The sequence below is a fragment of the Mycolicibacterium sarraceniae genome, assembly GCF_010731875.1.
Lineage (GTDB): Bacteria > Actinomycetota > Actinomycetes > Mycobacteriales > Mycobacteriaceae > Mycobacterium > Mycobacterium sarraceniae.
This window is the reverse complement of record NZ_AP022595.1, coordinates 2,701,623-2,725,140: the sequence shown is the minus strand read 5'-3', so window position 1 is coordinate 2,725,140 and position 23,518 is coordinate 2,701,623. Positions and strand designations below refer to the sequence as shown.

Sequence of the window (23,518 nt, the reverse complement as noted above, 5' to 3'; positions counted from 1 at the left end):
AAACCTAACCCAGCCGATTTCTCCGCTATTGCCCTCCCGTTGGCGGCCTGCGCAAATAAAGTCCGGCTATGCCGATTCGGTGGCCTCTCGCGCCGCGCCACGCTGTAGACACTGCGATCCACCTCCTCGAGAGCCAGGGGGCAGTGGCGCTGGTGGGCGCTGACGGGACCGGTAAGACGACGCTGGCCGAACAGATCGCCGATCGGCTGGGCGAGAAGAGCCCGGTGCGGGTGATCGCCACCGCGACGCAAGCCAGGGTGCCGTTCGGGGCGTTCGGTCCGCTGGTCGAGGTGAGTGAGGTCGGCAAGCCGGCGGCGCTGATCCGCTCAGCGCTGGATTCGCTTCTGGCCCAAACGGACAGCACGCTGATCATCGTCGACGACGCCCAACTGCTCGATCCGCTCTCGGCCACCCTGGTCTATCAGCTGGCCCGCCAGCCGCAGGTGCGGCTGGTCGTGACGGTACGCGCGGGCGGGGCGCTGCCGTCGGCGGTCGCCGCACTGTGGGAGGACGGTTTACTGGCCCGCCTGGATGTCGGTCCGCTGGACGAGGCCGAAACTCAGTTCGTGCTGGCGGCATTGGACGAACCACGCGAGGACGCCTACCGGCGTAGCGGGGGCAACCCGCTGGAGCTGCGGATGCTGACGCAGACACATTCGGTGGCCACCTCATTGGACGCGCTGATCGACGCCTATCTGGCCGAGCTGCCCGCGCCGGTTCGCACCGTGCTGGCCTACCTGGGCGTGCGCGAACCGCTCTCGCGTTCCGATCTGGTCGCGCTGGCCGGTGACGACGGCGTCAACCAAGCCGAATTAGCCGGAGCAGCAACGCTATTCGGATCGATGGTCTATGCCGGCCACCCGCTGTTCCTCGAGCGGGGCACCAAGGCCGCCGATCCTGCTGATACCCGCCGGCTGCGCACCGAGATCGTGAACCAGCTGGCGACGGTACCCAGCCGCGATCTCGCCGACCGGCTGGGCCGCGCGGTACTGGCCCTGGACAGCGATGCCCCCGAGTCGGTCGATGATGTGGTGGCCGCCGCTCAGCAGGCGTTGCGGCTGGGCGATCTGAACGTCAGCGAGCGGCTGGCCGCGTCGGCGCTTCAGCGCGGTGAGCGCTTCGATGCCCGGCTGGCGCTGAGCTATGCGCTGGCCTGGCAGGGGCGCGGCCGTGAAGCGGATTCGGTACTGGCCGACGTCGATGCCGACGCGCTATCGGAAGCCGAGGTGATGGCGTGGGCCTTACCGCGGGCGGCCAACCAGTTCTGGATGCTCTCGGAACCCGAGCGTGCCACCGCATTCCTGCAGAACATCCGCAAACGGATCAGCACGACAGCCGACCGGCTGACGCTGGATGCCCTGTCGGCCACGTTCGCGATGAACGCCGGAAACCTCGCCAGAGCGGTCGAGATCGCCGCCGAAGTACTGGCCGCCCCGGAGGCGCCGGATATGGCGGTGGCGTGGGGGGCCAGCGCCTCGGCGTTGTGTTCGGCGCGGATGGGCCGGTTCGATCAGGTGGGGGCATTTGTTGAGCGGGCGCTGGGTGCCGAGCATCCCGGACTGTTGCGGTTCACCGTCGGGCTGGCGCAGACGACCACACTGTTGATGGCCGGGAGGCCGGAGGCGGCGCACGACACCGCAGGGGAGTTCACCGATTTTGCCGAGCTGGCCCAGCCCGGCCGCTCGATCGGTGAGGTGCTGATGGCTCAGGTGCTGATCGCCCAGGGCGATCCGGCGGGCGCGGCGCGGCTGCTGGCCCCGGCCGCGGCCACCCTGGATCGGACCGGCTATTCCTGGGGACCGCTGTCGCTGATGTTGTTGGCCACCGCGCAGGCCCAGCAGGGCGATATCGCCGGGTCGGCCAAGACGCTGAGCCGGGCCGAGTCCCGGCACGGCACCAAGTCGGCGTTGTTCGCCCCCGAGCTGGCGGTGGCGCGAGCGTGGCAGCTGACGGCGATGGGTGACGTCGACGGCGCGGTGTTGGCGGCGCGCGAGGCGGCGCGTGGCGCCGAGCGCACCGGACAGCTGGGAACCGCGGTGTGGGCGTGGGAGCAGGCTGAGCGCCTCGGCGACACCCACGCCGCCGCCGCGCTGGCGAAACTGGCCGAGGCCGGGGTTCAGGCCGTCAGGTAGCGCCGCAAGGTGTCGGCGACGGCGCTGATCTGGGCGACCGCCACCCGCTCGTCACGCTTGTGCGCCAGGTTCGGATCACCGGGGCCGTAGTTCACCGCGGGGACGCCGAGCGCGGCGAAGCGGGCGACGTCGGTCCAGCCGTATTTGGCGCGTACCAGTCCGTCGGCCGCCGCCACCAGCGCGGCTGCCGCAGGGTGCTGCAATCCCGGCAGCGCACCGGCAGCCACATCGGTCTGCTCCAGGCGCACGTCGAGGCCGTCGAACACCTGCCGCACATGGGCCAGCGCCGCCTCCGGTGAGCGGTCGGGGGCAAATCGGAAGTTGACGGTCAGCGCCGCGGCATCGGGGATGACGTTGCCGGCCACGCCGCCCTCGATCCGCACCGCCGACAGGCCCTCCCGGTAGGTGCAGCCGTCGATGTCGACGATGCGGGCATCGTAGGCCGAGAGCCGGTCCAGAACCGCCCCGAGTTTGTGAATTGCGTTGTCGCCCAACCATGATCGCGCCGAATGCGCGCGGGTACCGTCGGCCGAGATAACCACCCGCAGGGTGCCCTGGCAGCCGGCTTCGATATAGCCGCCGGAGGGTTCACCGAGGATCGCGACGTCGGCCTGCAGCCAGTCCGGCAGTTCACGCTCGATGCGGTTCAGCCCATTGGCACTGGCTTCGATCTCCTCGCAGTCGTAGAAGATCAGCGTGATGTCGTGGGCCGGTTCGGCGATGGTGGCAGCCAAGTGCAGGAAGACCGCGTCACCGGATTTCATATCCGATGCGCCGCACCCGAACAGGTGATCGCCCTCGACGCGGGACGGCACGTTATCGGCTATCGGCACCGTGTCCAGATGCCCGGCCAGCACCACTCGCGAGGGCAGGCCGAAGTTCGTTCGTGCCAGCACCGCGTTCCCATTGCGGACAATCTGGTAACCAGTCGTTTGCGCGCGCAGCGCGGCTTCCACCGCGTCGGCGATCCTGGCCTCGTCACGCGAGACGCTCGGGATGTCGACGAGCGCGGCGGTCAGCGCGATCGGGTCAGCCCTCAGGTCTAGTACAGGGTCGGACACAACTTCCCAGGCTAGCTTCTCAGGGGCGCTGCGCTCCGCCGTGGTGAGCGAAAACTTTCGTGTCAGCCGGCGGCGCCGATGTATTACGGTGGAGCACCGTGACTTCTGCTGCGGGCGTCGGATTGGCCACCATCACCGAGGACGGCATCGTCCTCGACACCTGGTTCCCGGACCCCGAGCTGGGCGCCTACAGCCCGGCGGGCAGCACCCGGCTCTCGGTCGCCGAGGTGCCCGACGATCTGGCGGCCCTGGCCGGACCCGATGTGGCGCGCGGTGTCGAGACCATCGTCGTGCGCACGGTGATCGCCGACCTGAACGACAAACCCGCCGACACCTATGACGCCTACCTGCGGCTGCACCTGCTCTCGCATCGGCTGGTCGAGCCGCACGGGCTGAACCTGGACGGCATCTTCGGTCTGCTGACCAACGTGGTGTGGACCAACTTCGGGCCGTGCCAGATCGAGGGCTTCGAGGACGTCCGGCTGCGACTGCGCAGCCGCGGGCACGTGACGGTCTATGGGGTGGACAAGTTCCCGCGGATGGTCGACTACGTGCTGCCGTCCGGTGTGCGGATAGCTGACGCCGACCGGGTGCGCCTTGGCGCACATCTGGCGCCGGGCACCACCGTCATGCACGAAGGCTTCGTGAACTACAACGCTGGGACGCTAGGCGCCTCGATGGTGGAGGGCCGCATCTCGGCGGGTGTGGTCGTCGACGACGGCTCCGACGTCGGTGGCGGTGCCTCGATCATGGGCACCCTGTCCGGTGGTGGCACCGAGGTGATCTCGGTGGGCAAGCGCTGTCTGCTGGGCGCCAATGCGGGGCTGGGCATTTCACTCGGCGACGACTGCATCATCGAGGCCGGCCTGTACGTGACCGCGGGCACCAAGGTCACCACCCCGGACGGCACGACCGTCAAGGCCCGGGAATTCTCCGGCGCGAATAACCTTCTGTTCCGGCGCAATTCGGTGTCCGGCGCGGTCGAAGTGGTGGCTAGTGACGGTAAGGGCATCGCACTCAACGAGGCGTTGCACGCCAACTGACTGACGCCGGAGGCCGCGGGGGAAGGGGAACTCCACCCGCGGCCGGCTCGGGGTTCCCCCGTCCCGGAGGGCTAGGAGCCCTTTCCGCTGGTGCCGCTTGGACCGTGTGCTCCCCCGGTGCCGCCGGCCCCTCCCGCGCCCCCGGTCCCGCCGGTGTTGGTCTTGCCGCCCGCCGCATTGCCGCCGTCGCCGCCCTTGCCGCCGGGACGGGCCGCAAATCCGCCCTTTCCACCAGTGCCACCGGCACCTCCGGATGCCGTCCCGCCTTTGGCAGCTTCGGCGTAGCCGCCCGTACCGCCGGCGCCGCCCGACCCATTGATGACTGATCGGCCACCGGTCCCGCCGGTACCGCCGCTCGCGGTGTCATCGGAGCAATAGACATCGCTGGAGCCGCCGGTTCCACCCGTACCGCCATCGCCCATCACCGACTGACCGCCGGAGCCACCGCGACCGCCGGTCGCCGTCGTCCCCGAACCGTAGGAGTCGGCGTAGCCGCCGAGGCCACCGTGGCCGCCGGTGCCCATGTTCGACCCGCCGCCGACTCCGCCGGCGCCACCGGTGGCGTCACCGTTCCGGGAACGCACGTAGCCGCCTTCGCCTCCGGTGCCCCCGTCGCCGCCGAGCAGCCCGCCGTGGCCCCCGGCGCCACCGGTCACGCCAGTGATATCGGCGGAGCCCGACGGGTCGGCCGGCAGGTTGTTATAGCTGTCACCACCCCATCCGCCGTTGCCCCCGTTTCCGAGGATCAGTGCGTTCCCCCCGACTCCGGGCGTCCCGCCGGTCCCCACACCGTCGTTCGCGCTACCGAATTCCGCTTTGCCACCGTTTCCAGCATTACCGATCATGGTCGAGCCGCCGTTGCCGCCGTTACCGCCATGCGCGGTGAACCCGAGACCCTGAGCCTGCGCGGTACCGCCAAGACCACCGTCGCCGGCGTTGCCCATCATCGCTGATCCGCCCTGTCCGGCAGCGCCGCCGGTGGCATTGCCATAAAGTGCCAACGCGTTACCGCCCTGGCCGCCGTTGCCGGCATCGCCTCTCATCAGGCCACCTCTGCCACCCTTGCCCCCGGCTCCGCCAGTGGCATCTAGAGGTTGCGCATCAACGGGAGGCATGGCCTGAATGTCGTTGCCGCCCTTACCGCCATTTCCGCCGTGACCGAAGAGCCCGGCGGCACCGCCGTTGCCGCCGGCCGTGGCAGCGGCGATCAGCTTGCCTGTCGTCGCGTCATAGACGGCGTCAGCTCCATTGGCCCCGTTGCCTCCGTTGCCGAACAACAACCCACCCTTGCCGCCGCTGCCGCCTAGGGCACCGTTGCCGCCATTGCCCCACAGCAGCCCGCCATTGCCGCCGTTGCACGGTGCGGTGCAGGTGGCGGCATTTGCGTTGAGACCGTTGCCGATCAACCAACCGCCGGGACCGAACATCGGCTGCTGTTTGGCCAACTGGGCCGCGGCGCCCGTCGTGATCGCCGAGACCGAGGCTGACGGGGTGTGCGTCCGGAACAGGCTGTCGCAGGATCCATTCGACACCGCACAGATAGTCGGCGGCCCTAAGGGCAGCGGTGAATCGACCGAGGCCAGTTGCACGTCAGCAGTGACAACAGAATCCGGCCAGACAGGGTGGACGGCCAGAAAGACACCGATCCCGACTGTCGCTGCTCCTGCGGCCCCGATCGCCAAACATGCTCCGGACGTGACGTATCGGCGAGCCGACGACTGCGGCGCGCACTCATGATATTTGGACAAGGTAGCCCCCTCAGAGTAATACCTGCGTCGACACCTGGCGCGTTAACTGTCACGGTGCGGTTGCGAGATATCCCGCAATCAATTCGCTTGCCCACCAATGGTCTCGAACGACGTTGTTGAGTTAAACGGACAGTCCCCAATATCGGCCCACCCTGAGTATCAGTACATAGTCCATCAGAGCGAATCTTGAATTAGATCTAGGCCTAGATCTTTTCGTGTGTTCGTATCCGCCGGGTTGTGTCGATGACCACTCTCGAAGACCCGGCTCGTGAGCCACGAACCATGCCACTGCACTCCGTTTCCTGTTACATACCAACGGTATTGACTCGGACGCGGGTCCACGAAACACGCACGCGGCGTGATGGATCCGGCCACCACCGAGGCCTGGTAATGAGCCAAAAGGCCTAGCCCTGTACTACATACCGGAATTGGACACGGGATTCACTGCTAACGGAAACCGCCCAGCAACGGCCGATCAGCACAGCTTTGGGCCAATCCGAGTGGGCGAGCAGCTACGCTGGCAACGAAGAATCACATGATTTCGCGATGAATGACCGTGCCGGACTGTTAACTCCAGGTGCCGGCATGCGCTGCAAGCCAGCGCACTTCGTAAGGCGACACATCAATTCGCCGGCCATCGACAGATGCACTGGCCGTCACGCCGGTCGTGTTCACAATCACCAGAGCACGCTGGGATGCCAGCGCCAGCAGCCCGTCGCCCACCTGGACAGTCGAGCGTGGAATATTCGGCGGAAACGACCGGGCGAACCGCGCCAGCACGTCGGTCAGAAACGGCAGTGGCTGTCCCCCGCCGGGCTTTTGCGTATCAGTCCACAGACAGACCGCGCAGACGGCGCTCTCCGGGCGTGGATTCCAATACAGGACAACGGAGGCTCCGCTACTCGCGAGCTTGATCATCGCGGCCACACGCAGTGCTATCCGGTGCTGCGGCGTCCAGTCCGGTCGAGTCGGCTCGACGTACCACTCGGCCCACCAAATGGGCACGCTCACTTGTTTTCGGAGCCAGTCGTTGACGGCAGTGAACTTTTCCAGCGCCGCGAACTCATCCGCAACGCCTTCGGACACCGTCGCGTGCCCGTCGACGACGACGAAGTCGACACCCCTACGGCGCTGATTCCATTCGACGAACGCGTCGAGCACCCGTTGGTCGACAGCTCCCCATGGACCCCGTAGATCGAGTGAGGTGTACGAAGGATCTGATGGATGGTCGAAGTCGAGATAGGGACCGCCGACCTGGTTGGCAGGGTTGACAGACTTCAGCGCGTCGTAGACAGCGTTGTAGAGATCCGTGTATCCGGCTGCGTCCCATCGGTTCTTGACGTCATCGAAGAAGCCTTTGAACTCGTTCCACACGATGAAGTGACGCACGTAGGGGTACCTCTTCGCAACGACAGCGCTCAGCGCGGCAAAGTCGGCGAAATGCTCGCGAAGCGGTGCAGTCTCCAAGCGGTCCCAGTCGGTGGTCCCAGGCCGGCCACCCTTCATCCAGTCGGGGGCACAGCACAAGATGATCACCGGAATTCCTCCGGTCCGACGAATGAAGTCCATGCGCCGGTCGAGGCTGTCGAAGTTGAACTGGCCAGGCGACGACTCGGGGTTGTCAGCTCCAAAGCCCATGATGTGCTGGGCCTGAATCATCGGCACCTCGCTGATCGCCTTCACAGCGGTGTCGACCGCGTCGGCGTCACCGGCATCTGCGCTGAACTGGGTGTGAGTGAAACCCCAGCCAGGCGGGTCGATATCGCGGTGGCTGTTCCCCGTGCAACTGGTAACCATAACGACCACAAGAATTCCCGATACGAGGACTCTCCAACGTTTCTTTTCCCAGCCTGGCACGGCGCCGGCGCGGCCCGTCATGGTTGCGCCCTTCGCCCCGCCCGCCCACTGCGTGTTCGCCGCCGACCGGTCCACCAGCGTTGCCAAAGCCGCGCAACCGCAGGAGGAATCATCCGGATCACCATGAAGAAGAAGGGCCTCATATCGTCGCGGGCCACCCAGGCGAATTCGGTGGACGACGGGCCGGCGGGAGCCGACGGTGTTGAGTAGTCACTGTTGCGAAAGGCGAATCGGGCAGGAAGATCGAGATTCTCCAGTAAGAAGCGGCGCGCTTCAACCTGTCCCGCAGACGGAATATCGCGTCCGGTGAGGTCGAGATGAAGGGCACGCACGACATCGACCCCCGCCTCGGTTTCGAATAGCCGGAACTGCGCGCCGACCCGAGGATTGAAATCGAGGAGTTTGTACTGGCCGTCCCGCCGGTCGTACCGCCAGTCGAGATCGAGGCAGCCCCGGTAATCGATACTCTTGACGAACTGGGTGGTCATCTCCTGCAGAGCAGGATTGCCTACCGCATACGCGCACGTTGTCATGCCGACATGCGGTGGGAACGAACGAACCTTCACACCCGTGAATTGAACTAGGGGAATTGATGATTCATCGCAATAGGAGTGCACGATCCAATCTTCGGCGCTCTCGCGCGGCAAGTACTCCTGCAGAATCACGCTGAACGTATTGCCCCAGCCGCGAGCCAGCGCGTAGAGGTCGGCAGGGTTGTCGACCCGGGTGGTGCCGCCCACCACCGGTGCGCGGCGCCGCTCGAACGCTTCCAAATTCTTCACCACCAACGGAAATGTCGCGTCGAATGCGAACTTCTCCAATTCATCGAGGCTCGTGGGAAAGGCCGCCGCGGGCGTTGGGACAGCGCTCTCGAGGCACAGCTCGTGCAACCCCCGTTTACTCGCCAGCCGCCGGGGCAGCGCCGGCGCGATCCGCGGGAACAGAAAGGTGTCCCCCAGGTCGTTGGCATGTTCGGCGATCAGCACTGCTGCTTCCTCGTCAGTGGGCACGAGCACCGACGGCCGCCCGATCAACCGCCCGATATCGAGGAGCCCTTCGACGAGCCTCGCCGGGTTCTCGAGGCCTGTTGTCGGCCAGATGAATCGGCCTTGAAGATAACGGGACATGGCCGCCGGGGTCCAGGCGTCTTCGGTGACTGCGTACACCGGAATGCCCAGGCGCCCCAGGCTTCTGATTGCGCCGACACCGCCGTGGTGCCATGGATACCGTCCGATCTTGACTACTACCGCCGGGACCGAGCGGTCAGCGTGAATCCGCGAAGGGGCTGATTCGGCGCGGGCTGAATACCTCGGTTGCAGCACATCGAGTTTCATTGCCGTTCGCCCCTTATCGCTCGACCTCTTCGGTCCCTGTCCGTCGGCGTTCATGTCGTCAGCACCACAAAGCGTTCGGCGATGACGAGAACGAACCCGGCCAGTACCGGCGACGCGGCAAGGGTGAGGAGGCGCAGCCATCTCGGGTCGTTGCGCGTAGGGCAAACCCGCCAGACCTCGCGCAGACCGAGCAGGCTCAGTGCCATGACCAGAAATGCCACGCCGACCGGAGTCCATGGCGTGCGCCGGATCTGAACTCCGGTGGTGGGGGGTATGAACGGCTTTGGCGTTTGCCCAGGCCGCCAATCGAAGGTGTATACCGATGCGTCTGGGTTGTCGACGACCACGCGCACGCCCGGCGCAGCTGCCATTGCGCGGCGAAACTGCGTTCCCCAGTCCGGCGGGTAACCCGACCCGAATGTCAGGTAGTTCTCCTGGCTTCGTGTGGTGATCAGGTAGGTCCCGGGTCCGCCTTCCCGCATGACGTCCACCAGACCCGTCACATCGGCGGGCTCGATGGGAGCATCGAGGCGATCCCAATCAACCCGTTCGACGTCGCGGTAGCCGACTGGTATGAACGGCGTGTCCCCGGGGATATGCGGGCTGACAAACAGAAATCTGCCGCCGTTGGGCGTGAGGGAATAGACCGTCTCTACCGCGGCGACCGCACCGTCGGATATCTGCTCGAATTGCTCGTTACCGTATCGCGTCACGAAGAAGGAGAACGAGAGCGCTAGGACGCATAGACCGACGCCACCCCGGGCAAGCGCCGTCGGCCGGCTCTCCGGGTCCGGGAAGAAGGACAACGCGGCCAGGATGCATGCGGGTCCGAGCATGAAAAGGTATACCCGAAAGGCAATCTCGCCGCCGTAGCTCTGCATGAACACCAGACCGACCGGAACGGCGACGAGGACGAGGAGTACACGGTCCTCAATCCCGTGGCGGCGTCGCCTCAGTAACCCCCACGCGGCCATGGCCACGAGGAGTCCGGCGGTGAGCATCCTCGCCTGACCGACCAGCTGGTGCTCGTCGCTGCCGCGTGAAGCACGCGCGACGACGCTCGAGGAGACGGTGCCGCTCACATCACCGACACTGCCCACCATGTCCTTCAGATGACCCGCCCAATACGGTTCGGTCATATAGCTGATCCAGGCCAGCAGGATCACGATCAATATCGTGGGCAGCCCGGTAAGCGTGCATCGACGCGCCACTATCAACCCCACGACGCTCATCACCATGACGAACGGTGTCAGCTGGTGGCTCACCGTCGCTGCGCAGAACAAACCCACGAGGATCGCCAGCAGCACGACCCGCTCCGCCGGACGCGCAGGGGCAGAGGGCAATTCACCGGAGGACGACCCTTGCCATACCCAGTGCCACACGCGGGCCGGCTTGCAATGCCGATTCACCGTCCGCTCGAGGCTGCTGAACCACTTGACGACAATTCCGATGAACACCAGATAGAGCAGATAGGTGAACCCTTGCGGGCTGAAGTAATCCTGCCCGATCCAGTTCAGGAGGCAAAACAACACCGCCGCAAGCCATCTGGCCTGCAACGACATCTTGATCGCGCTCATGATCAGCGCGAGCGCTCCCAGGTACAGCAGATTGCTGAGCACCGGGGCGAGGGAAAGCACCGGACTCAAGGTCGAAAGCCGGCCCGAGCCGAGCCAGAACGCCGCCAGCGCAAAGAAGCCCGGCCAGCACCATCGAGCATCGAGTTCAGTTGCCACAGTGCCGGTGCGCGAGATGAAGTCGACAAAACCAGCGTGGAACCAGGTGATCGGAAATCGAGGCTCCGATTCGACCAAGACCGTAATCCCATGCAGGAAAAGGACAAGAATCACCAGCTGGATGCCCAACAGCCAGGCGTGGGGCCGGCGAAGGGAGAGCGACCCGACGAAGCCGACGCCGAGCAGCGCGAGCCCGGCCAAAGTAGAAAACGGCAGCACTGAAAGCAGTCCCAACCCCGTCATAGCGTGAAGATCGACGGTGGGCAACCTCGCCACCAAGAGCAAGACGGCAAGGGCAGTAGTGAGACACAGTGCTGCGACGGTGACCTGCTGGCCTTCTTGGCGCCGTTCTGATTTCGGCTCGCAGCCACCAGCTCCGGCTCTCCTCGAGAGCGTGGGCGCCACAACGTCCGCTTCGAGGTCGTCGACCACCTGGCGACTCATCGGTATGCGCTCATCGGCTTGCACACCCGTGCAGCGAGTGGCGGCGGTACCCGAGGACTCGCCCGAGTCCTGGGAGCACGGCAAGCATCACCACACCCTGGCCAACCAGCACCGCCACTCCCACCGCAGTGATCCTCGGGTCGCCGAAGCCCGCGAACAACTGGGAGCAGCGCATCAACACGACGACCAATGCCAACACCAGCATCCCGCGCGCAGATTGGACCCAAATAATTTGCCGTCGTTGAGTTCTCGCTCTGAGGGTGCCGAGGTAGATTTCAATGATCCCGGCCGGCAGACTGGCGAACGCCAGCAGCTGCAGCACGGGAGCGGCGTCGAGGTAGCCAGGCCCGAACAGCCCCAGTGCGTACGGCGCGGCGAGGCTGACTCCCACTACGCCGACCAACAGCAGGCCCACTGCACGGGTGAGCGCCGCGCGGCAGTGCCGGGCCAAACTACCCATGTCATAGACGCTTTCCACCGCCATGGACGTCGACAGATTGCACGCGACCATGTTCAAGATGCCTGCGACGGACCATGCCAGGAAGAAGTATGCGTAGGTGTGGGCTTCGACACGGGCCGCGACGAGGACGGGGACGAGGAACATGGTCGCGAACATGAAGAGCGCACCAAGGTAGTCAGCCGCGAAGAACCGGCCAATCTGACCGCGTTGCAACGCGATGTCGGGAGCTGTCCTGCGTATGTGCCGTGGCAGCAGCCACACGAAGATCTGGAGACTGGCAGGAAACATGATCACGACCATGGGGACGATCCAGGAGAAGAAGACTCCGGAACGGGGCATGGATCCGGCGAGCAACAACAACAGGATGATCTTCGCGACGCCGAAAATGGCGTTCCACAACGGCACCCACACGGCAGCTCGCAGCCCGGTGAGGACACTCTCCTGCACGGTGATCACACTCGCGACCACCGCCCCGCCGACGAACCACAGCTGCATGCTCGGCGTACGTAGGAGATCGAATACCGGCCCTCCCCACCAGCTGAGCGTGGCGAGAAAGCAGAAGGCCAGAGCGGCAACGGCGGCGGAGGTGAGGACGTAGGCGCAGGCAACCACAGCGAACGAGTGCTTACCGGCCTTGGGTATGAAGCGATTGAGCGTTCCTGCCGCGTTCAGCGATACCAGACTCGTCAGCGCCATCAGAGCGGAGATCGCCGCCGAGCCACGTCCCACGTCGGCGTCGCGGTAATGGTGCGCGGCCAGAAACCAGTACACCAGTCCGAGGGCCCCGGTGATCCCGGTGTTGAGCACGAGTGCGTAGGCATTGCGAAGGAACAACCCGCCGTCTGCGCTGTCGACTTCGCCACCTCGACGGACCGGGCTTTCGACGGGCTCGCCGACGCTCGACGCCGATGGCTCCAACTCAATTCGCTCAGACATCGAGTCAGCTCCGTCTGGCCGAGCGTTTGGCGGCGCGTAGCGGCGCCCACCCGGCTGTCAGCAAACGTTCCCAGCGGAGGATCGTGGCGCCCGGCCCCGACACCATCGCCGCGAAGCTAGCCATACTGGTGGCCCGTCGGATCGTTAAGCGCGGCAACATGAAAGGATCGTCAGACCGTGTCGCTCGCATATTTCTGACGGCTGCCGCACTTTCGAAACCGGCAGTTCGAGCTGCGGCCCGGACTCGTGCACTCGCGTACCCGAACGGATATGCGAGGGTGGTGACCCCCCTTCCGATACCGTTCTCGAGCAGTTCGCGGCTGCCCATGAGCTCATGCGACATCTGGGCGACATCGATCTGGTCGAGCTCGGGGTGGCTGTGGCTATGCGCCCCGATTTCGATATTCGACGCAGCCAGCTCCCGGATCTGTGCCCAACTCATCATGCGATCCGGTGAGCGCCCCGCGGCGTGGGCGCCGGCGTCGGCGATCCAGCCGGTCGTGACAAAAACGGTTGCCGAGAAACCGTACCGCGACAAGATGGGCCAGGCATCGGACACGAAATCGGCGTAGCCGTCGTCGAATGTCAGGGCCACCGGCCGCTCAGGCAGCTCCGTACCGGACCGGAATGCCCTGGCGAGTTGGGCGAATGTGAGACCGGTGAACCCGTGGGCGACCAGGTAGGCGAGCTGTTCCTCCAGCGCTCGGGGACTGACCGAGAGCCGCCTGGTTGTCGACGGGGGCCGCTCGGCGACAGCGTGATACATCAGGATGGGGACCGACTGGATCATTCGACGCCCGTCATCGCCCGCCCTCGGCGGACCGGAGCACCCCCGCGGGCATATCCGGCCGCGGCGGTGAGTAGACCCACCGAGATGGCCCAGGTGCGCTCGAGCCCGGCCAAGTCACCGCTCAAGGCGCTGCCGAGGCCTCGTGCAACCCCGCGGGTGAGTATCCGGGTCGTGTATTTCCGTTCAGCGGCGAGTCCGTCAGAGAATCCGACACTGCGCGTTACGGCAGCCTTGGACAGACCTTCGGCGAAGCACCGAGACCGGAAGTAGGCGAACCGTTCCCGTTCGGCCCCGACCCGATGCCAGATCACCGCTCGAGGTTCGAACATGTATATCCAGTCGGGCCGGCGTTGAGCCACTCGGATGCAGAATTCGGTCTCCTCACAACCCAGCGGGCGTCGATCCGCCGATGTGCGGCCCATATGGCTGGGGAATCCACCAGCGATCGAGAAGACCTCCCGACGGAACGAGGCGTTGCCGCCCAGCAAGTTCCGAACCTGCCCGGGTTCCCTTCCGGTGAAGGTGCAGCCCAGTACCCAGTCGAATTCCTCAGGGAACCAGCGCGGCCGTTCTGATGCCCACAACGGCAACGTAGTGCCACCCACACCGGCGACGCGCTCATCGGCGTAGCCTGCACACAGGTGCGCCAGCCAATCGGGATGAGCGACGGCATCGTCGTCGAGGAAGGCCACCACATCACCCGAGGTCATCTCCACGCCAGTGTCTTTGCCGCCGGAAAGGCCCTGTTTGTAACGATTCTCCACTACCGTCACATCAGCCAGGACCTCGCTGAATTGCCGGTAGAGATCCGGGTTGTGGTCGACGACGACCACGATTTCCGCCGGTTTCACGCTCTGGCCTCGAACCGATGCCACCGCGGCAAGAGTGTCGTCGAAGCGATTAAAAGAATAGGCGCAGATCACCACCGACGCGGTGACGGCATGGCCCGAGTTCGCGACTGTCATAGTGCACCTCCCTAACGTCTCCGGCCCGCTACCGAACCGGATCCGCTGTGCGATTCCGGCTTTCTGTTGGCTCGAGCGCCCGCACCCGGCGTGCCACCTCGTGAGCCACCCGCGGGGCAACGTACTGTGCACCGACAACGAACCGCATCAGCGGGCCGAAGCTGTTGACGGCGGGCAGCCCGACGAAATACAGACCCGGCACGGAACTCTCGAATTTTGCTGATAAAACGGGCATTTCGGCATGCGTGCGGATCGACGAGCGAAGCTCCTCGCTGAGGAAGTCGACCGACGAGACCCGCGGGTAGTAACCCGCTGCGGCGATCACGTGGTCGACGGTCATCTCGCGTCGACGACCGTCGCGCATCGCGAGAACAAGCCGGACCTTTCCCCGTTCTGGATGGGCCTGCTCGATCCGATCGACGACCGTGACCCCGACACCGGCCTCGAACCGAGCCTTCATCGTCGACGGCGTCTGCGGCCCCAGGACCCGCCGAATCAACCTGAGCCGGACACCCCCCGGCAGGTGCCGGAACAGGTTCGGGACCTTCTCGTACAGCCATAACGGTATCGATGGGCCAAGACCTGACGACGGGTAGCAAATCCGTTGCCACCACGGTCGTGGTCCCGGCGGTGGTGTGGGCGTGAACTTCACCGGGCGTCGCGCCACCACCGACACGTGCGCGCCTGCTTCGTGCGCGAGGGTGGCGAAGTCCACCGCTGACGAGCCACCACCGACGACGGCGACGCGCCGGTCGGCGAAATCGGATAGGTCGCTATGGGCTGCGGTGTGGCTGACCAGCTGGCTCGGAAGATGCTGCAGCTCCTCAGGAATCTGATCGAAGTAGCTGATGCCGATCGCGCAGACGACGAGGTCCGCGGGGAGAACCTCACCGTCGTCGAGCTCGAGCAGGTAGCCGTCGTTCGTGCGATCCAGCGCCACCACCTGCCGCGGCTCCACAACTTCGACAAAGCCTTCCTGGAAATCCAGCGCGTACTCGGTGAACAACTCCAGACTGACTGGAATATCGATGTCGTGGTAGGGAATTCCCTTCGTCGCGCAATAGGCGGCGAGCGATCCCTGCCCGCCCGGTGCGCTCAGGCTCGAAGCGAAAGGCTGGGACTTCAACATCATTCCCGCCGGCATGTGGTGGCGCCAACTGCTCATTGGTGTGCCGAAGATCCGGAACGGGATGCCGCGCGCACGCAAATGCGCCGCAATCGAAAGTCCGTATGGTCCTGCTCCGATGATCGCAACCCTGGTCATGTGTTCACACCCTTCGATATCAGATGGTCGTTGACAGTGACGTGCGTGCAACGATTGATTTCCTGATCCGGGAACTCCGCTCGTGGCATTAGCAGGATCAGAGCCGACACCAGCCCCACCACGACGATTCCGGCGGCAGGGAACCACGCGTCAGCCGCCAGCATCGTCAGTGCAACAAGGGCATTGATGGCAACGGCGCCCGCCGCGCCGATTGACAGGGCAACCTGCGCGCTGAAGCTGGGAAGGAGCCGCCCTATCGCCAGCGCCGGTGCTGCCAACAAATAGACGAGAACCACCGCGCGCCCGGACGGTACGGATTGACTGACGCCAACGGCGAGCCCGGTTCCGCCCGCTATCGTGAGCGCCGCGGCGCGCAAACGGCCGCCGAGGCTGCCGGCTCGCCCCGGCGGCCGCAGCACGAGCATCATCGACACCACGTCACGACGCACGGCAGGCACCCTCGTAGTTCGATGGGGGCTCGACAACGGTGCGCAGCCACGAGACCGTGCGATGGATGCCCTCATACAGCTTGACAGCTGGTCGCCACCCGAGATCACGTTCAGATCGGCTTGTGTCCAACGCAATTGCCTGAAGTTCACCAGTGCGCACGGTTGCGTGGCGTGGCTCCGACGACTCGCCAAGGGCCCGGGCGATCATGCGATACACGTCGGCCACAGTGGTCTGTATGCCGGTGCCGATGTTGTACGTGCCCACCACCGCAACCGGAGCCTCAGCAGCACGGACAAACGCATCGACCACGTCGCCGACGTACACGTAGTCACGGGTCGAGGTGCCGTCTCCATACACAGTGGCCGGACGCCCCGTAAGCAGGGCACTACCGAATACCGCGATCACCCCGGCCTCCCCCGTCGGACTCTGGCGCGGGCCGTAGACGTTGGCCAGTCCGAGACAGATCGGGGCCATGCCGTACATCTCCGCGTAGGCGCCCAGGTAAAACTCGCCGGCCAGCTTCGCCACCGCGTAGGGAGAGAGCGGCCCGACCGGGCAACTTTCATCGACGGGAAGGCGGGCAGGCACCCCGTATCGCGAGCCTCCGGAGGCGGCGTAGACGACCCTCTTCACGCCGGCCCGCCTACTTGCTTCGCAGACATTGATGGTGCCCAAAATATTTGTACGGGCGTCGAATTCGGGATTGGAGACCGAAGCCCTGAGATCGACATGTGCAGCGAGGTGAAAAACCACATCAGGGTTGGCACCCGCGACGATATCGGTGAGCTCAGGCGCCTGAACATCGACTTTCATCAGGCTGAAGCGCCCTCGGTAAGCGCCGCGGGATTTGGCGGCATCGAGGTTGGCCGGATTGCCCGTGCTGAAGTTATCCACGCCGACTACCTGGTGGCCTTCCGCCAACAGGCGATCGACCAGAGTGGATCCGATGAACCCGGCTGCCCCGGTCACCAATGTTCGCATCTTCTACCTCCCGATCGGAACGATGAGACGACGTGCTGTCGATCGACCGCCGTGGCGCGGTGGCACGCGTCCGATGAGTTCGATTCAGACAGCCAGTCGGCCTGAACCACAGATTGATTTCGAGCTAGCCGCTAGGGAATCTGCCGGTCGGCACTCGTCTGGATTCTCTGGATGTTGGCACCGGAGTCATCGTTCGCGGGCAACACCCTGGCCAGTAGTACCGGCATTCCGGAGTTGTGCCGGTCCAGCACGATTCGCAGTACCCGGATGCCGTCCCGGATGGAATGAAGGTTGGATTGTCCCGATCGGCGCGGCAATTCCAGGCTCGGGACTTCGGCAATCCGGAGGCCATCCTGCATCGCTCGAACGATCATTTCGGCTTCGATCTCGAAACCCGTCGAACACAACGAGAGATGTTCGAGGTAGCGGCGATGGAACGCGCAGAACCCATAGCAGAGGTCGGTCAGCTCGGCATCGTAGAGATAGTTGAACACCCGAAGGAGAAATCGGTTGCCGAGCCGCCGAAATCGGGTGATGTCCAGAGATCCACCACCGCCGATGAATCGCGAGCCTTTGACGAAGTCGTATCCGCTGGCAAGGAAATGCAGGAAGTGATTGATCTCTTGGGGAACCATGCTGCCGTCCGCGTCCATCATGACGATGACGTCGCCGGTTGCCGCGAGAAAGCCGCTTCGCAACGCGCTACCCTTGCCCGGGCCGTCTTGCCGCACCACCCTGATATCCGGCCGGTAGCTCCGCGCTGTGATCACAGTGGCATCAGTCGAGTCGCCGTCAACCAGAATCACTTCGGCGACGGTCTCGGGTATCTGCTCGAGCACCCACGCGATGTTGCGCGCTTCATTTCGAGCCGGTATCACCAGACTCACGGTCGGCGAGGTCCGTGCCGCTCGGTGCCCATCCGACGCGGTCCTTGCTGCGGCAAGACCACCGTGCAGGTGAGACCCTTTTGGCTGCAACATGTCCGACCCGAAATTGGTGGTGTTCGTCGTTCCGGCTAGCTCCATGCTTTTTACCCCCTGTTGTGGTTGGCGAGATTGCAGGCGATCTGGTAGATCACCCATCTGGCTTCGGTGGGGCCCACTGGCCCCAACCCCAGACCCAAGTACTGGACGCATATTTCGTCGTCGACCGTGATTCGGTTGCCGGAGATGTACGCCTGTAAGCCCACGGCCCTGAGGGCACCGCACGCCTCTCCAATGGTGACGGCTTCGGTGATCGCTTCGGCCACCTGCTCGGCTTTGAAGGCGATCTCACCATCGGCGCCACCCACCAGATTGCCGACCGTCCGGTATGAGTCAGTCATCGTGTCCCCGCATTTTCGCCCACCACGTTCGAGCCGGCCGAAGGAGTACCATCCCGACCCGCTATCGGTTGGTTTAGAACCTCGGGGCGTGGACGACGAAAAGCAGTCTTCGCGCGCGGTTTTCATCGAGACAGCAGAGAAGCACTCGACCAAGGTCGAGCCCCGGCCGGATGGCGTCCGCTGCTCCACCAGGTCGTCCCGCGTGCCGAGCCACCGCACCAAGTCGGTGTAGGGCCCAACAAACAAAGTCCGTCCCGAAGCTGCCCACAGTGACAACGTCGCGGGCACGAGCGATGTCAGCAGAACACTGCGCAACAGGTTGCGATGCTTGAGCGTTGGTCCACTGAACACCGCTTCACTATCCGATGCGGCACCCGACTAGTACATGGGTCATCCGGGCCAATTTCAGACAGGACCTCGGTCTAGATCGTTTCACCCATCCAGGTATGGCAGAAGTCCAGGAGGAAGGGCTGCAGCCTCTGCGCGTGTGCGTACACCGAGCTTCGTCAGAACCCGGTGAACATGGTTCTTAACCGTAGGAATTGCGATATCCAACTCAATCGAGATGTCCCGATTCGACAGGCCCATACGTAGCATTCGAAGGACCTGGGCCTCGCGGGTAGTCAGAACTAGTTCCCGTACTAGGAGGTGCTGCTTCGGCCTCCCCGTGGACAGCCGCTGGAGCAACATCTTCGTAACGCGAGGCGGCAGAAACGATTCCCCGGAAGGCACCTCGCGAAGCAGGGTCAACAGCTCGTCCAGCGAGTCCTTCTTGAGGTGAAAACCCACTGCGCCGGCCGCCGCGCAGCTGAGAATTCCCGACTCGTCGTCCTCGGCCAGACCCAGGACGATGACCTTGGTACCGGGACTGATTTCCAGGGTCTCGCGAAGCAGAGTCGCGCTGTCTCTCGTCGTCGTGCTGAGCAGGACCACATCGGGTGCGTGCGACCGGAGTGCCGACAGCAGCGATGGCAGATCCCATGCCGCACTGAGGGTTTTGATCCCGTCGGCGGCGAGGATAAAGGCGAGATTCTCGCGGTACAAGGTGCAGTCATCGACGATCAAAATCCTGTTCTCGCCGAGTCGCCCCTTGCCGCTCGCCGCAACGCGCGTCGACGCTGACGCAGGCGGAATCGCCGAGCCGACCAACGGCTCGGCGTTCTCGCGATCCGCAATCCGGCTCGCCATCTTCTCGTCATTGCCGGAAACAGACTGCGAGTGAATACATTCGATCAGCAGGATCGCGGAGCTAGTCGAAGTCTCGAGCACCGCGCCTGTTTTCATCAGCATGCAACCTCCCGGTCGGTGGGAATTGGCTGCGCCGCTCAGCCACGCGAAGGTCATTGTGATCCCGAAGGTCGGTTTTGTCACGGGTCACGTACTGATCCAACGTCAACGCCGACGAAGTCTGCGAGTCCTCCGACGCGCCAGCTATCGAACACCGCGGCTTCTCGCGCATGATTCGAGGTGACCCGAATCATTCATGTCACCCGCTTCGTGGTGCGCCTCCGCAAATTTCCGATCAACCCGGCCAGCGATCACGCCCTCGGCCACACCGCGCCACCCTCGAGTACATCGAGCGAGGATGGCTGCAAGCGGCTGGCTTTCGATCGCCGGCAACCTACGCCGACTGACCGGAATCCGCGGTCGACGGGCACGATCGCGGGATCGTGCACTGCCGATATCGATCGGTCCGGGCAATCGGCGCCCCGTCGGCAGCCGCCGCCGGCGCATATGTTTCGGCAATGCGGCCGATGTCGGGATTCCGTCCGGTCAGTGGCGTCAACGAAACTCTCTGCAGGACAATCCGGTTACTCTGCGAGATATGAAGTCCATTGCACTGCAACGGAATATACTGTGAGAACGCGGCAACGGGCCCTCGCTACGTCGACTGCTTCCCGCCCTGCCCCAACGCGCCTCTGAGCCGGGCCGATAATGCCCACCTGCGATGGCGCCTTGGACGTCACGGCATCCAGTCAGACCCATTCGCCCGTTGGACAGGGGCGAATTAGCGCCCGCTTCCGCAACTGCCCGACAGCGAAGTCGAGGGAAATGTCCGCGGGGCGAATGCCGCCGCCGAAATCCCCGTCGGATTCAGGGTTGCTCAGATCTATGCCTGCAACTGCCAAATGGCTTCAGCACGGCGCTTCCAGCTAAAGACCTCGATCGAACTGATTGCCCGACGCCGAGGGGCCACACCCGGCACGACGACAAGTGTCGACGCCTGACAAATGTCCGATTGGCACCAAAACCAGGCTGGTAGCAACCTTAGAGCGGGCTGTTAATGCGGCTCCGAACGCGGAAAAGTTCCAAAAACCATAGACAAAGCTAACGTTTGTTTGATAGAGTCGATCCACGTGTCTCTTCGGCAGCTTCAACGTTGTTTACCGCGACTCTGCCCAGGCCCCGATCGTCGTAGCGACTCTTCAAAAATTTGCTAGCGGTGCCTTCGACTTATTACCAACCAGTAACCGCGACTCGTCGCAGGTCAGGTCACCCGGGGTGACAAACCGTGCGGCCCGCGCCTTGAGACAGATGGGAGGCTGACGATGGTCACGCCATTCGCCCGCGCCGTCAGCTTCCTCGTCGTCGACGACTGCACGCTCTACCGCGACGGTCTCGCCGCTCATCTCAGTGCCAATGGCGGGGATGTGCGGTCTGCCTGGGATCTGGAGTCTCTACGCCATGCGATCGAAGATCGCCCGCCGGACATGATCCTGCTGAACATCGGCACTCGGGACAGCGCCGCGCTGCTGCGATTCAGTGTGGGCGTGGCCAACGCGCGAGTGATCGCGGTCGGCGTATCCGAGGACGACGAATCAGAGATCGTGTCCTGCGCCGAGTCTGGCGTGGTCGGCTATCACCTACGGTCCGAATCGCTCGATGACTTGCTGACGTTGATCCAACGAATCATGAACGGCGAGTCCGCCTGTTCGGCTCACGTTGGCGCGATTCTGTTGCGGCGACTGTCCGAAGTCGCTGCACGACAGCACGTGCAGACACAGGACGCTGTTCTCACAGTCCGCGAGGAGGAAATCCTCCGACTACTGGAAACGGGGATGTCGAACGGTGAGATCGCAGCACTCTTGTGCATCGCAGTCCATACCGTCAAGAACCACGTTCACAGCATTCTGAGCAAGCTAGGCGTTCGGTCTCGAGCCGAAGCCGCGGCACGGCTGCGGACCCTGGACCAGTCGCCAAGCGGCCGCAGTCGGATGAAAAGGCCGCCGGGTGCGGCTTAACGCACTAAAGCACTAACCACGAGCAAGGATGCAGAACTCGTTGCCTTCCGGGTCGGCCAGCACCACCCAGCTCTGCTCGCCCTGACCGATGTCGACCCGCCGGGCACCCAGTGCGAGCACCCGCTCGACCTCGGCCTGCTGATCGTCGGGCGTGAAGTCGAAGTGAATGCGGTTCTTGACCACCTTGCCGTCCGGTACTGCCAAGAACAACCAGTCCGCACCGGTCGGCGCCCGAAGCACGATGTCACCGTCGTCGGTGGGCTCGGCCGGCCAGCCCAGCACCGTCGACCACCACGAGGACAGCGCATGGATGTCATGGGCGTCGATGCAGATCTCGCTGAACCGCAGCGTCACTTCATGAGCTCCTTTTTCATCACTTTGCCCATCGCGTTGCGCGGCAGCGAGTCGACCAGCCGCACCTCCCGTGGCCGCTTGTGGATCGAAAGCTGTTCGGCGACATATTCAATCAGCTCGCCGGGTTGGGCATCGCCGACCACGAACGCGACGATGCGCTGGCCGAGGTCCGGGTCGGGCACGCCTACGACGGCGACCTCGTCGACGCCGGGGTGACCCAGCAGCACCGTCTCGACTTCACCGGCACCAACCCGGAAACCACCGGACTTGATCAGGTCCACCGACTCGCGGCCGACGATGCGGTGCATGCCACCGTCGTCAATCACGGCGGCATCCCCGGTGCGATACCACCCGTCAGGATCAAACGACTCGGCAGTGGCATCGGGCCGGTTGAGGTAGCCGTCGAACAGGGTGGGTGCCTTAAGGTGAAGGCTCCCAATGGTTTCCCCGTCATGCTCGGCGATCGCACCATCCTCGCGCACCAGCCGGGTCTGCACCCCCGCCAGCGGCAGGCCCACCCAGCCGGGGCGACGCTCGCCGTCGGCCCGAGTGCTCAGGGTGATCAGCGACTCGGTGCTGCCGTACCGCTCCACGGGCTGGTGTCCGGTCAGTTCGGCAAGCCGGGTGAATACCGGCACCGGCAGCGCCGCGCTGCCCGATACCAGCAGCCGCGCCGAGGCCAGCGCGGTGGCCGCCTCGGTGTCGGCCACCACCCGGGACCACACCGTGGGCACCCCGAAATACAGCGAACCACCGGCGGCGGCATAACCGGCTGGGGTGGGTTTTCCGGTGTGCACGAAGCGATTTCCCACCCGCAGTGAGCCGAGCAAACCGAGGATCAGGCCGTGGACGTGGAACAGCGGCAGCCCGTGCACGAGTGTGTCCTCGGGGGTCCACTGCCAGGCCGCGGCCAGCGCGTCGATATCGGCGGCGACCGCCCCCCGACTGATCAGCACACCTTTGGGTAGACCGGTGGTGCCGGAGGTGTACATCACCATCGCGGTGGCCTGCGGCGGCGGCTCCGGATAGCGATGCCACGACCGCGCGTGCAGCCGGACCGGCACGTGCGGCAGACCACCGAGGTCTGCGGGCTGCTCCCCCAGCCAGGCCTGAGCACCGGAATCGGTCAGGATATGCGCCCGTTCGGCGACGCCGACGTCGGCGGGCACCGGGACGAACGGCACCCCCGCGATCAGGCAGCCCGTGATGGCGAGCACCGTCGTGGCGGTGGGCGTGGCCAGCACGGCCACCCGGCCGGCGCCGCCGACCCGCTCGGCCACCGAGGTGGCCGCGCCGACGAGATCACTACGGGACAACACGGCACCGTCGATACGCACGGCGTCGCCGATATCGGCTCCGGCGGCGACAGCAGCGGGATTCAGGGCGGCCAGCAACACACC

19 protein-coding genes are annotated in these 23,518 nt (G+C 64.7%); 3 read left to right on the top strand and 16 right to left on the bottom strand.

Going from position 1 to position 23,518, the window contains the following annotated elements:
• Positions 1 to 68: 68 nt before the first annotated feature.
• Positions 69 to 2,132, top strand: a complete 2,064-nt coding sequence (locus G6N13_RS13710) for an ATP-binding protein (protein WP_163697805.1) — start codon at positions 69 to 71, stop codon at positions 2,130 to 2,132.
• Here the strand turns inward: G6N13_RS13710 and dapE are convergent.
• The gene (dapE, locus tag G6N13_RS13705; protein WP_163697803.1) at positions 2,117 to 3,193 is read right to left on the bottom strand and encodes a succinyl-diaminopimelate desuccinylase; all 1,077 of its coding nucleotides are present in this window, start codon (positions 3,191 to 3,193) and stop codon (positions 2,117 to 2,119) included. The two genes, G6N13_RS13710 and dapE, sit on opposite strands and share 16 nt — an antisense overlap.
• Positions 3,194 to 3,291: 98 nt before the next feature.
• On the opposite strand from dapE, the gene dapD reads away from it, so the two are divergent.
• Entirely contained in the window at positions 3,292 to 4,236 is a 945-nt protein-coding gene (dapD, locus tag G6N13_RS13700) for a 2,3,4,5-tetrahydropyridine-2,6-dicarboxylate N-succinyltransferase (RefSeq protein ID WP_163697801.1), read from the top strand.
• A 71-nt stretch (positions 4,237 to 4,307) separates the two neighbouring features.
• On the opposite strand, the gene G6N13_RS13695 is transcribed toward dapD, so the two are convergent.
• The 13 genes from G6N13_RS13695 to G6N13_RS13635 form a co-directional block, all read right to left on the bottom strand.
• Positions 4,308 to 5,768: a PE family protein gene (locus G6N13_RS13695; RefSeq protein ID WP_163697799.1), complete on the bottom strand. Its 1,461-nt coding sequence runs from the start codon at positions 5,766 to 5,768 to the stop codon at positions 4,308 to 4,310.
• Positions 5,769 to 6,551: 783 nt separating this feature from the next.
• Positions 6,552 to 7,781, bottom strand: coding sequence for a GH39 family glycosyl hydrolase (locus G6N13_RS13690; protein ID WP_197746795.1), 1,230 nt, complete (start codon positions 7,779 to 7,781; stop codon positions 6,552 to 6,554).
• A gap of 77 nt (positions 7,782 to 7,858) precedes the next feature.
• On the bottom strand, positions 7,859 to 8,827 hold the full coding sequence (locus tag G6N13_RS13685) for an ATP-grasp domain-containing protein (RefSeq protein WP_235677755.1): 969 nt from the start codon (positions 8,825 to 8,827) through the stop codon (positions 7,859 to 7,861).
• A 398-nt stretch (positions 8,828 to 9,225) separates the two neighbouring features.
• Positions 9,226 to 11,340: a hypothetical protein gene (locus tag G6N13_RS13680; RefSeq protein ID WP_163697795.1), complete on the bottom strand. Its 2,115-nt coding sequence runs from the start codon at positions 11,338 to 11,340 to the stop codon at positions 9,226 to 9,228.
• A 22-nt stretch (positions 11,341 to 11,362) separates the two neighbouring features.
• Positions 11,363 to 12,748 (bottom strand): lipopolysaccharide biosynthesis protein, encoded by a 1,386-nt coding sequence (locus tag G6N13_RS13675; RefSeq protein ID WP_163697794.1) that lies wholly within the window; start codon positions 12,746 to 12,748, stop codon positions 11,363 to 11,365.
• Positions 12,749 to 12,752: 4 nt separating this feature from the next.
• Complete coding sequence (locus G6N13_RS13670; protein ID WP_163697792.1) at positions 12,753 to 13,538, bottom strand: polysaccharide deacetylase family protein; 786 nt, start codon at positions 13,536 to 13,538, stop codon at positions 12,753 to 12,755.
• Positions 13,535 to 14,503, bottom strand: a complete 969-nt coding sequence (locus tag G6N13_RS13665; protein ID WP_163697790.1) for a glycosyltransferase family 2 protein — start codon at positions 14,501 to 14,503, stop codon at positions 13,535 to 13,537. The genes G6N13_RS13670 and G6N13_RS13665 overlap by 4 nt, the downstream gene beginning before the upstream one ends.
• Positions 14,504 to 14,531: 28 nt before the next feature.
• The gene (locus tag G6N13_RS13660) at positions 14,532 to 15,767 is read right to left on the bottom strand and encodes an FAD-dependent oxidoreductase (protein ID WP_163697788.1); all 1,236 of its coding nucleotides are present in this window, start codon (positions 15,765 to 15,767) and stop codon (positions 14,532 to 14,534) included.
• Positions 15,764 to 16,216 (bottom strand): hypothetical protein, encoded by a 453-nt coding sequence (locus G6N13_RS13655; RefSeq protein WP_163697786.1) that lies wholly within the window; start codon positions 16,214 to 16,216, stop codon positions 15,764 to 15,766. Before G6N13_RS13655 ends, G6N13_RS13660 begins: the two co-directional genes overlap by 4 nt.
• Positions 16,206 to 17,198, bottom strand: coding sequence for an NAD-dependent epimerase/dehydratase family protein (locus tag G6N13_RS13650; RefSeq protein WP_163697784.1), 993 nt, complete (start codon positions 17,196 to 17,198; stop codon positions 16,206 to 16,208). The genes G6N13_RS13655 and G6N13_RS13650 overlap by 11 nt, the downstream gene beginning before the upstream one ends.
• 131 nt (positions 17,199 to 17,329) lie before the next feature.
• Complete coding sequence (locus tag G6N13_RS13645; RefSeq protein WP_163702089.1) at positions 17,330 to 18,178, bottom strand: glycosyltransferase family 2 protein; 849 nt, start codon at positions 18,176 to 18,178, stop codon at positions 17,330 to 17,332.
• A gap of 50 nt (positions 18,179 to 18,228) precedes the next feature.
• Positions 18,229 to 18,522: a hypothetical protein gene (locus G6N13_RS13640; protein ID WP_163697782.1), complete on the bottom strand. Its 294-nt coding sequence runs from the start codon at positions 18,520 to 18,522 to the stop codon at positions 18,229 to 18,231.
• 432 nt (positions 18,523 to 18,954) lie between these two features.
• Positions 18,955 to 19,893 carry a LuxR C-terminal-related transcriptional regulator gene (locus G6N13_RS13635; RefSeq protein WP_163697780.1) on the bottom strand — a complete coding sequence of 313 codons (939 nt, stop codon included), beginning with the start codon at positions 19,891 to 19,893 and terminating at the stop codon, positions 18,955 to 18,957.
• A gap of 1,178 nt (positions 19,894 to 21,071) precedes the next feature.
• Between G6N13_RS13635 and G6N13_RS13630 the strand changes: the two genes are divergently transcribed.
• On the top strand, positions 21,072 to 21,764 hold the full coding sequence (locus G6N13_RS13630) for a LuxR C-terminal-related transcriptional regulator (protein ID WP_163697778.1): 693 nt from the start codon (positions 21,072 to 21,074) through the stop codon (positions 21,762 to 21,764).
• 12 nt (positions 21,765 to 21,776) lie between these two features.
• On the opposite strand, the gene G6N13_RS13625 is transcribed toward G6N13_RS13630, so the two are convergent.
• Together G6N13_RS13625 and G6N13_RS13620 are read right to left on the bottom strand one after the other, a co-directional pair.
• Complete coding sequence (locus G6N13_RS13625) at positions 21,777 to 22,118, bottom strand: VOC family protein (protein WP_163697776.1); 342 nt, start codon at positions 22,116 to 22,118, stop codon at positions 21,777 to 21,779.
• Positions 22,115 to 23,515 carry an acyl-CoA synthetase gene (locus G6N13_RS13620; protein WP_163697774.1) on the bottom strand — a complete coding sequence of 467 codons (1,401 nt, stop codon included), beginning with the start codon at positions 23,513 to 23,515 and terminating at the stop codon, positions 22,115 to 22,117. Before G6N13_RS13620 ends, G6N13_RS13625 begins: the two co-directional genes overlap by 4 nt.
• Positions 23,516 to 23,518: the final 3 nt, after the last annotated feature.

Excerpts from the sequence above, each read along its gene's own strand:
- G6N13_RS13710 (WP_163697805.1), top strand. The coding sequence starts at position 69 with ATGCCGATTCGGTGGCCTCTCGCGCCGCGCCACGCTGTAGACACTGCG.
- G6N13_RS13690 (WP_197746795.1), bottom strand. The coding sequence starts at position 7,781 with ATGGTTACCAGTTGCACGGGGAACAGCCACCGCGATATCGACCCGCCT.
- G6N13_RS13675 (WP_163697794.1), bottom strand. The coding sequence starts at position 12,748 with ATGTCTGAGCGAATTGAGTTGGAGCCATCGGCGTCGAGCGTCGGCGAG.
- G6N13_RS13670 (WP_163697792.1), bottom strand. The coding sequence starts at position 13,538 with ATGATCCAGTCGGTCCCCATCCTGATGTATCACGCTGTCGCCGAGCGG.
- G6N13_RS13665 (WP_163697790.1), bottom strand. The coding sequence starts at position 14,503 with ATGACAGTCGCGAACTCGGGCCATGCCGTCACCGCGTCGGTGGTGATC.
- G6N13_RS13660 (WP_163697788.1), bottom strand. The coding sequence starts at position 15,767 with ATGACCAGGGTTGCGATCATCGGAGCAGGACCATACGGACTTTCGATT.
- G6N13_RS13650 (WP_163697784.1), bottom strand. The coding sequence starts at position 17,198 with ATGCGAACATTGGTGACCGGGGCAGCCGGGTTCATCGGATCCACTCTG.
- G6N13_RS13645 (WP_163702089.1), bottom strand. The coding sequence starts at position 18,178 with ATGTTGCAGCCAAAAGGGTCTCACCTGCACGGTGGTCTTGCCGCAGCA.
- G6N13_RS13640 (WP_163697782.1), bottom strand. The coding sequence starts at position 18,522 with ATGACTGACTCATACCGGACGGTCGGCAATCTGGTGGGTGGCGCCGAT.
- G6N13_RS13630 (WP_163697778.1), top strand. The coding sequence starts at position 21,072 with ATGGTCACGCCATTCGCCCGCGCCGTCAGCTTCCTCGTCGTCGACGAC.